The 14,657-nt window shown below is 62.3% G+C and carries 7 protein-coding genes and 2 tRNA genes; 7 read left to right on the top strand and 2 right to left on the bottom strand.

Translation table 11 applies throughout. The features are described 5' to 3' along the window. Positions 1-85: 85 nt before the first annotated feature. A tRNA-Gly gene (locus AOP77_RS01640) sits at positions 86-159 on the bottom strand. Positions 160-255: 96 nt separating this feature from the next. Here AOP77_RS01640 and AOP77_RS01635 point away from each other — a divergent pair. From AOP77_RS01635 to tig, 7 genes are all read left to right on the top strand, one after another. Then, a tRNA-Pro gene (locus AOP77_RS01635) sits at positions 256-329 on the top strand. Positions 330-592: 263 nt separating this feature from the next. Next, a complete protein-coding gene (locus tag AOP77_RS01630) occupies positions 593-1,600 on the top strand; it encodes a pyridoxal-phosphate dependent enzyme (RefSeq protein WP_201774075.1) in 1,008 nt (335 codons plus the stop codon). Next, the gene (locus AOP77_RS01625; protein WP_062208481.1) at positions 1,597-3,198 is read left to right on the top strand and encodes an FAD/NAD(P)-binding protein; all 1,602 of its coding nucleotides are present in this window, start codon (positions 1,597-1,599) and stop codon (positions 3,196-3,198) included. The genes AOP77_RS01630 and AOP77_RS01625 overlap by 4 nt, the downstream gene beginning before the upstream one ends. Next, the gene (locus tag AOP77_RS01620; protein ID WP_152649728.1) at positions 3,191-4,603 is read left to right on the top strand and encodes an alanine racemase; all 1,413 of its coding nucleotides are present in this window, start codon (positions 3,191-3,193) and stop codon (positions 4,601-4,603) included. Before AOP77_RS01625 ends, AOP77_RS01620 begins: the two co-directional genes overlap by 8 nt. 514 nt (positions 4,604-5,117) lie before the next feature. After that, positions 5,118-11,675, top strand: a complete 6,558-nt coding sequence (locus AOP77_RS01615) for a metallophosphoesterase (RefSeq protein WP_062208478.1) — start codon at positions 5,118-5,120, stop codon at positions 11,673-11,675. A 1-nt stretch (position 11,676) separates the two neighbouring features. Further along, positions 11,677-12,384, top strand: coding sequence for a hypothetical protein (locus AOP77_RS01610; RefSeq protein ID WP_062208474.1), 708 nt, complete (start codon positions 11,677-11,679; stop codon positions 12,382-12,384). 130 nt (positions 12,385-12,514) lie between these two features. Next, entirely contained in the window at positions 12,515-13,843 is a 1,329-nt protein-coding gene (gene tig, locus AOP77_RS01605) for a trigger factor (protein WP_062208471.1), read from the top strand. A 105-nt stretch (positions 13,844-13,948) separates the two neighbouring features. Here the strand turns inward: tig and AOP77_RS01600 are convergent, their stop codons facing one another. After that, entirely contained in the window at positions 13,949-14,434 is a 486-nt protein-coding gene (locus AOP77_RS01600; protein WP_062208469.1) for a hypothetical protein, read from the bottom strand. Positions 14,435-14,657 lie beyond the last annotated feature (223 nt).

The following is a 14,657-nucleotide window of genomic DNA, read 5'->3' as shown; positions in this document are numbered from 1 at the left end:
ACGAGGAGCCGGGCCCTAGGGACCCGGCTCCTGCTGTCTCAATCACGTGCGTCGTGCCGGATGAGAAGTCCGGCCGCGCTGCTCGTGGAGCGGGTGACGAGAATCGAACTCGCATCATTAGTTTGGAAGACTAAGGCTTTACCACTAAGCTACACCCGCATTTGACGGGGACCTTCGTTAGGAAGAATCACCGGCGCGTACTAGAGTAGCGGAGCCTGGCCGATGTTGGGTAACCGGATCGAAGTTTGAGCCGGACGGGGTGTAGCGCAGCTTGGTAGCGCATCTGTTTTGGGAACAGAGGGTCGCAGGTTCAAATCCTGTCACCCCGACTAGATGACTAAGGACCGCCCGATGGGCGGTCCTTAGTCATTTTTGGCCTACGGGTGTTCCTCCGAGTTGCTCGCTAGTGCACTCTTGCGCCCTTTCACGTGCAAAGAATCTTCCGTTCGCGAGGAATGCCGACGCGTGCCGCGAGGTTTATGCATACTGACCAGTGGAGCCGGGACCATACGGCATGATCTGTGTTTCGTTCTGTGGCACAAGGGCTCAAGGGAGGAATGCAGCGATGACACCTGACGGGACAATGCAGGCGATGAGCATGCCGAGCGTCGCTATTCACGGGGGCTACCTCCCGTCTCCGGTGACCCAACTCGACAAGCTATTCCCGGGAGGCGGAGCGCGTCTCCACGCCAAGCTCGATCAGCTCCAGATCTCGGGAAGCACCAAGGAGCGCACTGCCCAGTTTCTTCTAGATGCCCTTGAGCGCAGCGGCGCGTTAGTTCCGGGCGCGACGGTAGTCGAGTCGACGTCAGGGAACCTCGGCATGGCGCTCGCACGCCAGTGCACACAACGCGGCTACACCTTTGTCGCGGTGGTTGACGAGCGGGCCAACGTTGCCGCGGTCAAGACCATGGCCGCCTTTGGTGCACGGGTGGACATGGTGGCAACTCCCGCTGATGGCAACCGATTACGTGCCCGGGTGCAACGCGTTGAGCAATTGCTCACGGACGTACCAGGCGCGGTCACCACCAACCAGTACGGCAATACCGCCAACCCGTCTGCCCACGCACACACCACCATGCCGGAACTTGTCGCATCGCTAGGCGGCCCACCCGACCATCTGTACGTCGCGATGAGCACCACTGGCACGCTGCTCGGTTGTCAGCAGGCCATCGAGCGTGCCGGCTGGGCGACGCGGCTCGTCGGAGTTGACGCGGAGGGCTCTGCGCTCTTTGGTGGAGCGTTGAGGGAACGCAAACTGCCTGGTTTGGGCGCAGGGTTTGCGACGAATCTCTCCCAACAAGCGCGTCCCGACGCGATTCACCGCATCAGTGAGGCCGACATGGTCCGCGGGTGCCGACTTCTGGCGCGTCGGGAGGGGTTACTCGCAGGTGCCTCCACGGGAGCAATTGTCGCGGCAATCGGCTACGACCTCCCCTCGCTCGTCCCGGGAACATCCGTCGCGATGCTCGTGCACGACGGTGGTGGCGCCTACTTGCCGACGGTGTACGACGACGAGTGGGTGCGCGCTGAGATCGCTGACGCCGAGGAGGCAATCGGCGTAACTGACGCTCCAAACCCCTTCAGCTGCAGGGCATGAATCGCGAACTGGTGGACGACGTGGCGGACCTCGTCGTAGTGGGAGGGGGCCCAAAAGCGCTGTACGCACTCGCGGACCTCGACGATGAACTGGCGCGTCGACACTCTGCGCCAGGCAGTCGACCACTGCGCGTGACGGTGCTTGAAGCAGCCACCCCTGGGGCAGGCGCCGTGTGGGACCCAAACCAGCCCGCGCATCTCCTCATGAATGTCGACTCGCGGATCGTCGACGCCTCGTGTGCGGCCATTCCGCTAACTTTCAGCCAATGGCAAGAGGGTGACGCGAGACCCTTCCCACCGCGCGCGGACGTAGGCCGCTACCTTGCGTGGAGTTTTGAGAGAATCTGCGAATCGCCACGGCTAGAAGTCACACACCGTCGAGTTCGCGCAGTGACCATCCGACCTGAGGTGGATGGGTGGGTTTGCCAGGCGGTTGACGTCACAGGGAGTCGTGCCGCATCTGAACGCGCCCGCAGAGTACTTCTCGCCACGGGGCACGCGGGAGGCGTCGGCATCGATCATGCTGATGTCGTCGACAGTTCACGTGGGCCTCGTCCCGGGGAGCCGGTCGTGGTCCGGGGAGCGTCGCTCACGGCGTTCGACGTCGTCATGGACCTCACCTCAGGAAGGGGTGGTCAGTGGGTAGTCGACTCAGCCGTGGTTTCCGGGCTTCGTTACCTGCCTTCGGGAGGGGAGCCCTCCTCAATCACTCTCATGTCCCGTTCCGGAGAGCCGATGCTGCCCAAGCCAGTGTCTATCCCCGCCGCGGTCGTAGACGCCGTCACAGCGGTAACCTCCACATGGACGGAAGGCTGCACGCCCGACGACGCATGGTGGGAGGCGATGGCTGATGCTGCGATGGCTGCAGCAGCTGCCTCCGGTGCGAGCGTGACTCGCGAAGTGCTCTGGGCACGCCTCGACACGAGCGTCACGGGCGCCCCTGATGCGCGCTGGGCCGGGGATGTGGACCGAGCGCTGGGAGAAGTCGACGGCGATCCTGCCTGGTGGTGGGGTCGCGCGTGGTCCGCTGGCTACGCGGATGTGGTGCGGTCGATGGAGCGCGCTCCTCGTGACGTCGAATTGTGGTCCCGCTGGCGCGCGCGCGCCGCGACGCTCGAGCGATGGGCCTTTGGGCCGCCGCTTGTGACGCACCTGCGTCTACTGGCTTTACGGGACGCGGGCTATCTGCGCGTGGCGCGAGGTGAGGACGTTCAGGAGCACTCAGTGGTGATCGACGCCTTCACCCAGGGGCCGGGCATCTCCGACACCGCGCGACCATGGGATGGCGTCATGTGGGAGCCAGGCAGAGATCGCGCGCCGTGGGATCAGCTCCTCACCGATGGTCTCGTCACGGTGAGGCCCGGAGAACGAGGAGTTCTCACGACTCCCGATGCCGCGTGCGTAGGTGCTGATGGCGAGCCGAGCGAGGGGCTCGCGGCGCTGGGCAGACCCACGGAGGATCCCGTCATTGGGCACGACTCGCTCCAGCGGCGCCTCCATGGTGACTCTAGGCGGTGGGCCCACCGCCTCGTGACGGATTGGCGTTCGAGTCAAGGAGTGAATTCGGCACACGAAACAGAGGTGGGAACACATGGCTGATCCAACGCAGGTGGCATGCGAGGGCGTGCTCCCGTTGACGGCACGTACCGAGCGATGGATGGAGGACCTACTGGGCGATTCTCAGCAGTGCGCTTCACTCCTCAGCGAGCATGGCTCACCGGTAAACATCCTCGACTTCTCGCCACTGGCACGTAACGCCGCAGAGTTGATCGACGCGGCGCGGGAGCAGGGCGTCAATCTGGGGGTCTACGTCGCGCGTAAGGCCAACAAGGCGCTCGGCTTGGTCCGAGCAGCGACAGCGGCTGGTTTGGGCTTAGACGTGGCGTCGCTCGCGGAATTGCGTCAGTGCTTGGACCTGGGCGTGGCCGGCGACAACATCATCGTGACCGCGGCAGTGAAGTCACGCGCGCTCATCAACTTGGCCATCGAAGCCGGCGCGGTGATCAGCCTCGACAACTCTGACGAGCTCTATGACGTGGCCCTCGCAGCATCGGGCCGCGAGACCAGCGCGCGCGTGGCGCTTCGGCTTGCATCGTCAGATCCGGCCATCCCTCCCACCCGGTTTGGCCTTGGCGCGGAAGGATGGAACCGCGCGCTCGCGGAGGTCGACCTCGACGGTCTGAGAGTCGAAGGCATCCACTTTCACCTCAATGGCTACAGCGCCGACGAGCGTGTTGTCGTGTTGCGAGAGGCACTCCGATGGACGGATCGCCTCCGCGCGGGAGGTCACCCCCTCAGATTCGTTGACATGGGTGGTGGGATTCCGATGAGTTACCTTGAGCAACCGGCGCAATGGAGTACCTTCTGGCAGGGTCTTGCCGAAGACGCTTCAGAGAATCTCACATGGCGCGGAGATCGCCTGGGGCTGACCGACCCGGACGCATCGCGCCCGTCAAGCTCGCTTTACCCGTATTGGCAGCGACCTGTCCGTGGGCAATGGTTGCTTGACGTGTTGCGGGCGCCAGGCGTCGACCAGGGGTCCATCGCGGACGACCTCGCCGCACGCGACCTCGAGTTGCGCTGTGAGCCCGGCCGCTCGGTTCTGGACGGGTGCGGCATGACCTTGGCGCACGTCGCGTTTAGGAAGACAACGAGTGACAGTATTCCCTTGGTCGGCTTGCACATGAATCGCACACAGGTCCGATCCACGTCGGTGGACTTCCTTCTCGATCCTCGCTGGGTGCGGCCCGCCGATGCGGGGGTGCCCAGTGCCCCGTTTGACGGTTTCCTGGTGGGCGCGTACTGCGTGGAGGACGAACTGATCCTTCGTCGACGCCTGCGGTTCGGCGACGGGGTGGCTCGCGGCGACATCGCGGCGTTTGTGAACACAGGTGGCTACCTGATGCACATCCTGGAGAGCGCCTCCCATCAGTTGCCTCTGGCTGTGAATGTGGTGCGCGGTGACGGGGGATGGGTGCGCGACGAGATTGATATGACGTTGTGAGGTAGCCACCACAAAGCACGATAGGGGTCCACCGCGAGCTTTCCGCCGCGGGAACGACGAAGGCGAGCCGCAGTCCAATCTCCTCGGTGTCCGCGAAGTTGGCGCGTACCCGCTGGTCGTCGCACATCGTGGGCAGGTAGGCCCCGCCACAGTCGCGCACGAGCGTCGTGACAGTTGCCCCTGGGATAAGCGAGGGCAGGTCGTACCCGATCGCCGCAACGAGTGCCCCCCGCCGAGGCACCCGTGAGTAAACTCTCTCGACGCGCTAGGAACCTGTATCCACGGGCCATGGCGGCCTCACCCAAACGGTGTCTCACGTCAGGGCGCGGGAGCGCCATACCGAGGTTCCCAGGCGGACAATACCGCCCGAGGTGTGGTCCCTGGCATTTCTTGCCTCGTGGTGAGCCAGAGCCGGGTGTTCGCGTCCCGTTCATCTGTTTGTGGTCTTGTGCCAACCAGTTGTTTGCTTTGCCGCCGTAGGTTCTCCGACGTCACCTTCGGAGGAGTTCTGGTTTTGTCTTACTCAGCGCACGCACGCAAGTTCATGGTCATGTTCGCAACAGCGATTGCAGCTATATCGGTTGTAGCGCTCGGGCCCAATGCCCCTGAATCTGCGGCGACCGCCGACGACCGTGCCACCTACTTGGGTCAGCAGCTCTACTTTGGCGAGTTCCACTCCCACACGGGAGTAAGCGACGGAGTGGATCTACCTCCCGACGCATTCGCTCATGTTCGTGACGAGCACGCAGCTGATTTCTTTGCTGTGACGGAGCATGACGTGATGTTCGACCTACGCAACACGGACAGTTTTGCGGAGGACTGGGCTGACGCGGAGTCCGACGAGTGGCGATACCTCCACGAGCGTGCGAGTGAATTCAATGCAGCGCAGGAGGATGTTGTCGCGGTACCTGCCTACGAGGCCACCTGGTACGACGGCACTGGTCATATCAATACCTTTAATACGGAATGGAAAGCTACTGCCCGCGCCCAGTCGGAGGGGTCCATTGATGGCTTCGTCAACAGGTTCGGAACTGGGGACCTGAAGTACGACATGTACACGTACTTCGCGCGCCTCAAGTTGGATCCCGAAGCGATCGGCCAATTCAATCACCCCTCTACGACCAGCAAGGGCAACTTCTTCGACTTCAACGGTCTGGACCCCGTGGTGGATGCCCGAATGAACCTCATTGAGGTCAAGATCGACCGTCAGCTTGAGCAGTATCAACTTGCGTTAGACAAGGGCTGGCACCTGTCGCCTACGTACAACGGCGACGAGCACGGGGATAACTGGGTGACGGGGGCGGACGCGATCACTGGGATTTGGGCCGAGGAGCAGACGTTGGACGGGCTCTATTCGGCCATGAGGGCGCGTAGCACCTACTCGACTCTCGATGAAAACATCGAACTCACGTTCGGCGCCAACGGTCGGATGATGGGCACGGTTCTGCCATCCACCACTAGGACATTTGCCGCCGAGATTGCGCTACACGATGCGGACTCCACGGACGAATTTACTTCCGTGCAGATCCTGACCAATAACGGCAAGGTGGCGCATGATTTTGGGGCGGTGTCGGGCAACTCCCTGACTCTCGACCACTCGTTCGCAGTGGAGGACGGTGACTACTACTTCGTGAAGGCCGTCCAGGCGGATGGAGACTTCGTCGTTTCCGCCCCGTTGTGGGTCGGAGAGACCACACGAGGTGCCGAATATGCGCCCGTGATTTCGGTTTCGGCAGGGGTGCCGGCACGCGCGAACTACAACGATTCTGTTGAGTTACCCAACGCCACCGCCGTCGATCGCTCAGGAAATCCAGTCGCTGTCACCTTCGAGGTTTACGACTCCGCCGGCGAGGTACCCGTCGGTGACGGCGAGTTTCAGGTGCGCAGTTACGACGACCATTTCATCGTGGTGAAAGCGGAGGATTCTACGGGGAACATCAACGCAGAGCTCCTCCGCATTTCGGTCAACACTGACGACTTGGACCCGGCGGGTGTCTTCCAGTACTTCGGTTCCACCGCGGTCGTCGCGGCGGAGGCTGGCGGAACTGGAATCTCAATCTCGACGGATGTCACCATCCCGCAGGTGTTCGCTCAGGTGCGGCCCGTCGGCGGTTCGGCTTGGGTGGACACTCCCGTACTCAGGGAGGACTCTGGTGACGTCTATGAAGTCTCCACCATCGGCCGCGACGCGGACGAGTACAAGGATCAGATCACGGGTCAGCCGTTGCGCAGCCACGAGTTCCGGGTAGACGGTCTCGATGAGGGCAAGCGCTACGAATATCGATTTGGAGTCTCCGCGGATCGCGCCGATGCGGGTGCCTGGAGCGACGTGGGCGGTGAGTTCGTCGCGGGTGGCGCGGAGAACGAACCCGTTTACGTGGTGGGCGATTTGCAAGTCACCGACCACTCCACCGAGGGCTTAGGGCTCTTGCGCGACACCCTGGACACGGTGCGCGCTGCGCAACCAGGGGGAGAGACCTTGGTCCAGCTAGGCGATCTGGTCGACAACGGCGGGCGCGGGGAATATTGGCAAGAGGTGTGGGACAACGTATTTAGCGGCCTTGACGTGCAGTATGCGCCGGTGGCGGGGAATCATGAAACCTATGGGGACTTGGATTACAACTCGCTAACAACGGACCGAACAGCGATCTTCTCCAATATGTTTGCCACTCCTGACAACGGGGTGGTTGGCGAATCGAACTACTCGTTCGACCGCGGGGATGTGCATTACTCCGTCCTCAATTCCAACTTTGACCTCGACGAGCAACTCGAATGGCTCGTCCAGGACGTGCGTGAGTCCAATGCGCCCTGGCACGTGGTGATGGGCCACTTCTCCTACTACGGCGGCTCTCACGGTAATGACGCAGGGATGGCGAGCGACCGAGCGAAGGTGTCAAAGGTGCTAGCCAACTTAGGCGTGAACATGTACCTCGGAGCGCACGACCACGTCTACAAGCGCTCGGTGATCTACGACGGAAGGTTGGCGCAGACTCCAGAGGAAGTGGCCTCTGGCGTCACTTATGTGACGATGGGGTCCTCGGGCCCAAAGTTCTACGACAACGTGGTTCATCCCTGGGATGACGTGGTGTTCGACGAAGACACTCAACTAGGCGCTGCCATTCAAGTGGAGGACGATGGGCTGAAGTTCACCTCGTACACCATCGACGGCGACGTCGTCGACGAATTCACCGTACAAAAGCCGACCGGAACTTGGCGCGTCTCGTCGACCGACCTAGTCGATAAGGCCCTGCCGGGCGTGGGTCTGCTGAGCTACGAAGGTTCACGCGACAACGTCACGGTCACCGCGGCAACTTACGATGCGAGCCAGGCTCGTCTTATCCACGTCCGCACGGTGGACGTCGCGCTTGACGGCCGCGGCGTGGAACAGTTCGTGGAGTTCGCAAGCCCGCTTCCTGTGGGGCCAAGCGATACGGTCAAGGTTTTTCTGTGGGATTCGCTAGTGGGTGGACCCTCAGCGCTTCCCGCGATGACCCTGCGCGAGGGTCTCGAAGGTACAGGAACCGCTGACGATCCGTACCTCATCCGCACCGGGACAGACATTTCAAAGATCGGGTATGACCCCGAGGGGTATTACGCTCTCGCAAATGACCTCGACCTCAGCGGGGTTGACGTGGATCAAATCGGGATCAGCCAGACCTTCACCGGAGTGTTCGATGGTGCTGGGTATGCGGTCACGGGTTACGTCGCACCGAACGACACGGGGATGGGACTCTTCGCGGTTAATCACGGCACTATTCGCAACGTTCATGTTGACAGCGATCTCACGTCCACTGCATCGACCGTGGGGATGATAGTCGACCTAAACTACGGAACTGTTGAAAACAGTTGGACCTCCGGCTCGATCACTGGGCTAGACCTCGTTGGCGGTATCGCAGGCGAATCGCATGGTGCAGTGCTTAACAGTTACTCCACGGCCGACGTCACGGCCACTGGCTCATACGCAGGCGGGATCGTCGCGCTGCAACGCGGCGAGGCCGCTCTGACGGAATCCGTATACTCCACTGGGCTGGTGCAGGCAGCAGTGCGCAATGCGGGAGGGCTCGTGAGCTACGCGCGTGACGAGCCAACGATTCGCACGAGCGTCGCACTCAACTCGGCCGTGCGGGCGCCCAGTTGGTCGCACGCCATCCTGGGGCGCGCTTACGGGAGCCAGGAAGCGGCACTGGAAGACAACTCGGTGTCTGAATTGACATACGTGGCGGTCCAGAGCCAGCCGGTCACGGGGGTCGGAACCCTCATGGGTACCGTCGTGACTGCTGCGGCGACGCAGAGTTCCGATCTCTTCGTGGGGCTCGGCTGGGACTTTGCGGCGACGTGGGAATGGAACGATGCAGCGGGTAGGCCAACGTTGACCGGAAATCCAGAGGCAGTAACCTCGGTTGGTCCGAACTTGCCGCGGGACGCGAGCGGTGCCTATCGAATCGGAACGGTCGAGGATCTCAGCGCGCTCTCCGATTTCCCGAGTGAACGCTTCATCCTCACTACGGACCTGGACCTCACGGGAAGTGACTTCGAACCACTCAACGCAACGGTTCCGTTCGCGGGTGATTTGAACGGCGACGGGCACGTCATTCGCGGACTCACCTCTAGCCGCGGAGGACTATTCGCCATATTGGCGGGATCGGTTCACGACCTGGGGCTTGTTGGCGCCGACGTCAACGTCGACGGAGATCGAGTCGGCATTGTTGCCGGGGAGTCTTCCGGCCTTATTGAGCGTGTGTACGTCACGGGAAGTGTGACAGGCACCAATCGAGTAGGCGGCCTCGTAGGAGAGGGAAGCGGAACGGTGCGAGACAGCTATACCCTTGCCGATGTCCGGGCGACGTATCGCTACGCAGGCGGAGTCGTGGGCATCGCCTCAAGTGGGGCACACGTCGAAGATGTGTATGCCTTGGGCGCAGTCGTCGCTGACGACCGGAACGCTGGTGGCGTGGTGAGTTACGGGTACACAGGAACCATTGTGAAGACGTCAGTTTCGCTGAATTCTCAAGTGACGTCGCCTGACTGGAGCCACGCAATTGTGGGTCGCGTGGCAGCCGGACAGGTGGCTTCACTTGAGGGCAACGAAGTGGGCAGTGCTGTTCCTGTGGCGGGTGAGCGCCCCGTAACTGAGGTTCCAGGTCCTGGACACGACACTCTTCGCGGGGAGATCGTCGATACGCGGCAATTGCGAAGTGCAAACCACTTCACGGCGACTCTCGAGTGGGATTTGGCTGACGTGTGGGAGTGGAGTTCTGAGGCGAACAGGCCGATGCTTCGTGCAGTACCCGAGCCTTATGTCGAGGTGACACCTGAACTTCCTCTCGCCAGTGACGGGTTCTATGAGGTTGATTCGGTCGAGGACCTCGCGCAGGTTGATCTGTTCCCCAGTGCAAACTTCAGGCTTGTGGCTGATATTGATCTCAGTGGGGTGAGCGATTTTGTACCGTTGAACGGGCTCGCGCCGTTCGGCGGGGTTCTCGACGGCAATGGCCATGTAATCCAGGCGCTGTCGTCCACTAAGGGAGGTCTCTTCAGCTCCATGGCCGGCACGGTCACTGACCTAGGCATTGTCGGAGCGAAGATCGACGCCGACGCGACATACGTAGGAATCTTGGCGGATCGTTCGAGCGGCACGGTAGAGAGAGTGTTCACTACAGGCGTCGTCAATGGCTCTGAACGTGTGGGTGGGGTAATTGGGCAGCTCGACACGGATGGTGTGCTGAGTGACGCCTATTCCACCGCGACGGTTAGGGCTGACGGTAGTTACTCAGGTGGAGTCGTGGGAATTACGTCGGCAGGCACGTTGACTGAACGGGTCTATTCGAGTGGGGCAGTGAGCGCAGGGCACACGGGCGCTGGGGGCATCTCCAGCTACGCGTATACCGACACCACCGTCGCGGACGCTGTGGCAATTAACCAGGGGGTCGCCGCCGGCGGCAACGGCGCGAACGCGATTGTAGGAAAGGTCAAGGGTTCTCCGACTCTCCGCGCAAATGTGCATTCCGACGCTGTGTCGGTGTCCGCGCTCGACGCTCAAATACCCGCCTTGATGGGGACCAGCGTGCCCGACGCTATCGCCAAGTCGGCTTCGCTCTATCAGGGTGACCTGGGTTGGGATTTCGACTCGGTGTGGCAGTGGGATTCCGGCGCGCTTCGCCCGCTGCTCCAGTCAACGCCGGAGCCATTGAGTTCCGCCGAGGTGCCGGGTGTGGATGTCGCGATACAGATCTCGTCTGTCGCGGAGCTCCAGGCAGTTGCCGATCATCCGGACTACTGGTTCGTGCTGAGCGGGGACATTGACCTTTCGGGCGTGGATGACTTTGTGCCCTTAGGATCGACGGTCCCTTTTACCGGCACCTTCGACGGCGCCAGCTACAAAATATTGGGCCTGACGTCGACGTCCGGGGGTCTCTTTGACGAAGTGGGTGTGGGCGGCAGAGTACTTGACTTGTCAGTAATGGGCGCGGGCGTCGAGGTAGACACTTCGCACGTGGGAATCCTCGCGAACCGTTTTGCGGGCGACGCAGACCGTATCTACACGAGCGGATCAGTGACTGGCACTCAACGCATCGGCGGCATCGTAGGGAACCTGACCGGGAACTTACGGGACAGCTATTCGGAAGCAGAGGTGCGTTCCTCCAGCAGTTACGCCGGTGGCGTGGTGGGTATTGCGGACCACGGTTCGACAGTGCAGCGGGTTTACGCCACGGGTGCAGTCGAATCGAGCAATACCGCTGGTGGAATTGCGGGTTATGTCTATACGGATACCCGACTCGAACAGAGCTTCGCATTGAACCCCACTGTCAGCGGCTCACGCAATACGCACCGAGTTGTGGGCAGAGTGGGCGGTGACGCGACTCCGCCCATTGTCGATAACCGTGCTGGTGACGTGGTGGAAGCGAGCGTCCAACGTGTCACCGACGTGGGGGCGGCAACACTTAACGGCGAAACGGTCACGAGTGAGAATTCTGCTGTGCAATCAACGTGGGAAGACGGCCTTGGCTGGAACTTCACCGCCGTGTGGCAATGGAACGACGAACTGCAGCGCCCCGTGCTGCGAGGAGAGTGAAGTGACTGTGAAGCAATCCAATAGGCGCGTGAATGCAAAGAGTCGGATCGCAGCCATACTCGCGATGGGATTAAGCCTCGCAGTCGCTGCGGGTGGCGCCGCCTCCGCGGTGCCGGTCCTTGACCACGATGCGCAGTTAGACGGCTCTACGGCGACTGTGCAGGTGGCGGCAGGCTCGGACGGCGCGGGGAGGGCAGTGTCAATCCTCGTCTTCGGCGTAGACGCTGACCGGACCTCGCCCCGTGAGACCAGCATCGTCTTTGTAGACGAGGCAACCCTTAATGCGGCTGGAGCCCTGGAGTTCGTGATGGAGCTCCCCCAGGCAGATTTGGAGGGCTATGTTCTGTCGCTCGCGGTGAGCGGTGCCGAGCCGTACCTGAAGCTCCTGAACCCGGACGGAGTGCTGCCGCCCGTAGGCGAGACCGACGGCAATGCTGGAACGCCTGGCGACGGAAATGGCGAGCCAGGAAGCAGTGATGGTTCCGACCCTGACCCCGACGTGGGCACTGGCAGCGCCGGTTCCAACGGAGGCGTCAGCGAGGCTGGGCAAACCGGCCCGGCCACCACCCAAGGTGGGGGACCAGTGAGCGGTGAGCTCAGTTCAACCGGCGGCACGGTGGCCTTCTGGCTGGTGGTGGTGGCAGCTCTCGCTCTCACTATTGGATTGATATTGCGCATGGTCGCTCGGCACCGGACTCAGGTCAATTGAGCCGTACTGCGATGAATGCCACCCCCCGATTGGGGACGCACGCTTATAACCGGTAGAATTGCCGGGTTGCTCTGCCGCGGGAAACCCTCGTGTATGGCTGAGCCTTCTTCCAGCACCCAGGAGTACGTCAGTGACCAGCGCCTTCGAGACCATCGACGCCACGACCGTCAAAGTAACGGTTAACCTCACCGAGGAGGACCTCGCGCCCGCCCTCAAGCACGCCTATGAGCACATTGGCGAGCAGGTGCAGATTCCCGGCTTCCGTAAGGGCAAGGTGCCCGCAAAGATTCTTGAGCAGCGCGTAGGCAAGGGTGCCGTCATTGAGCACGCCGTCAACGACGGTCTGCCCGGCTGGTACTCCGAGGCCGTCCAAGAGCTTGAGCTGCGCCCCTTCGGCCAGCCCGAGGTCGACGTCACCAAGATCCCCGGCTCCGTTGAGGGAGACGAGGGACTGGAGTTCACCGCCATCGTGGAGATCCGCCCCGAGGTCAAGCTTCCCGCCGCTGACACGCTAACCCTTGAGGTCGAGCCCATCGAGGTCAGCGACGCTGACGTCGACGAGCGCGTTGACGCACTGCGCGAGCGCTTCGGTTCGCTCGTCACGGTTGACCGCCCTGCGGCCAACGACGACTTCGTCACCATCGACCTGTCCGCCAAGGTTGACGGCGCGGATGTCGACGCCGTTCAGGGCACGTCCTACCAGGTCGGTTCGGGCAACATGCTCGAGGGCCTGGACGACGCGCTGCTCGGACTCAGCGCAGACGAGGAGACCACGTACGAGGGTCCCCTCGCCGCAGGCGACCAGGCCGGCCAGGACGCCGTCATCACCGTCAAGGTGACCGCCGTCAAGACTCGCGAGCTCCCCGAGGTGGACGACGACTTCGCCCAGCTCGCGTCCGAGTTCGACACGGTTGCAGAGCTCCGTGAGGACCTCAAGGAGCAGGCCGCCAAGATCAAGACCAACAACCAGGCCGTCGAGGCACGCGAGAAGCTGCTTGAAGCACTCATCGCCGCCACCGACTTCGAGCTCCCCAAGAAGGTCATCGAGGCAGAGGTGCACAGCCACCTCGAGAACGAGAACCGCCTTGAGGACGATGAGCACCGCGCCGAGGTCACCGAGGAAGCTCACAAGGCACTGCGCGCGCAGATTTTGCTCGACCAGCTCGCCGAGGACCTCGAGATCGAGGTTCAGCAGAACGAGCTCCTCGACTACCTGCTGAACGCTTCGCGTCAGTACAACATGGACCCCAACGAGTTCATCCAGCAGGTCGAGCAGGGTGGCCAGATTCCGGCCATCGTGTCCGAGGTCTCGCGCTCGAAGGCCACCGCGTACGCCCTGCGTCGCGCATCCATCAAGGACACCGCCGGCGCCGAGGTCGACCTCAGTGGCGTCATCGGCTCCATCGAGGACGAGACCGCTGAAGCCGATGCTGCGGCAGAGGTCTCACCCGTCGCTTAAGTTCGCTGCGGCTTACGCCTGGTAACAGACAGGTCGCACACGCAAAGAAGGGCGGCACCCCACTGGGGTGCCGCCCTTCTTTGCGTTGCTACAGGTGGTGTCGCGCTACGAAGCGCTGGGGTTCGTGATGATGATCCAAGCTGCGAAGACCGCCGTGGCGACACCGAACGCGAGGCCGATGGTCGCTGGGATGCGGCCCACGGGGATCTCGCCGCTCTTGAACATCGCGACCGAGCGACGAAGGCCGATGAACGACACCACGATGGCGACGAGGGACATGACGCCGTAAGGGTTGATGATCAGCGAGCCGACACCGGCGAGCATGCCGATCTGAGCCATCGCGTTACGTGGGGGTGCAGCGGGGGCGTCGTCGAGGTCCACGTCCTCCGGCTCCGCGGGAGGCAGGATGGTCTGCTCAACGCTGGAATCAGCATCGGGAAAGTGGTTGCTGCGCTCGTTGTACTCTGCGGCGCGCACCTCGGCACTCGGGGCACCGTCGACGACCTTGCCGTCGATGATCATCGGCTCGGAGGTGGGGGTGAGGTTCTCGGAATCCGAGCTGTCGGGTGTGGTGTTGTTGGGCGTAGCCATGGGTGCCTTTCCCGAGGCCGGGGCCTCACGGGGGTCGATTGGTTGCTGAGTTAAGCCTACGTTGTCGTCTCCTGCGCTGACGAATAGGCTACCCAGCGCCAGGGTGGGGCCTATTTGCGTGCCCACCCCAGCATCGGCGCAAAAACGTTCACCCCGTAGCGAAACCAGGCCCAAATGGGCATCGGACGGGGGGTGGGTCGCGTTACTGTCTCACAAGACGCTC

It is taken from the genome of Demequina oxidasica (assembly GCF_000975115.1).
GTDB classification, from domain to species: Bacteria; Actinomycetota; Actinomycetes; order Actinomycetales; family Demequinaceae; genus Demequina; species Demequina oxidasica.
The sequence above is the reverse complement of the archived record's forward strand: the minus strand, read 5'-3'. Positions and strand labels throughout refer to the sequence as shown.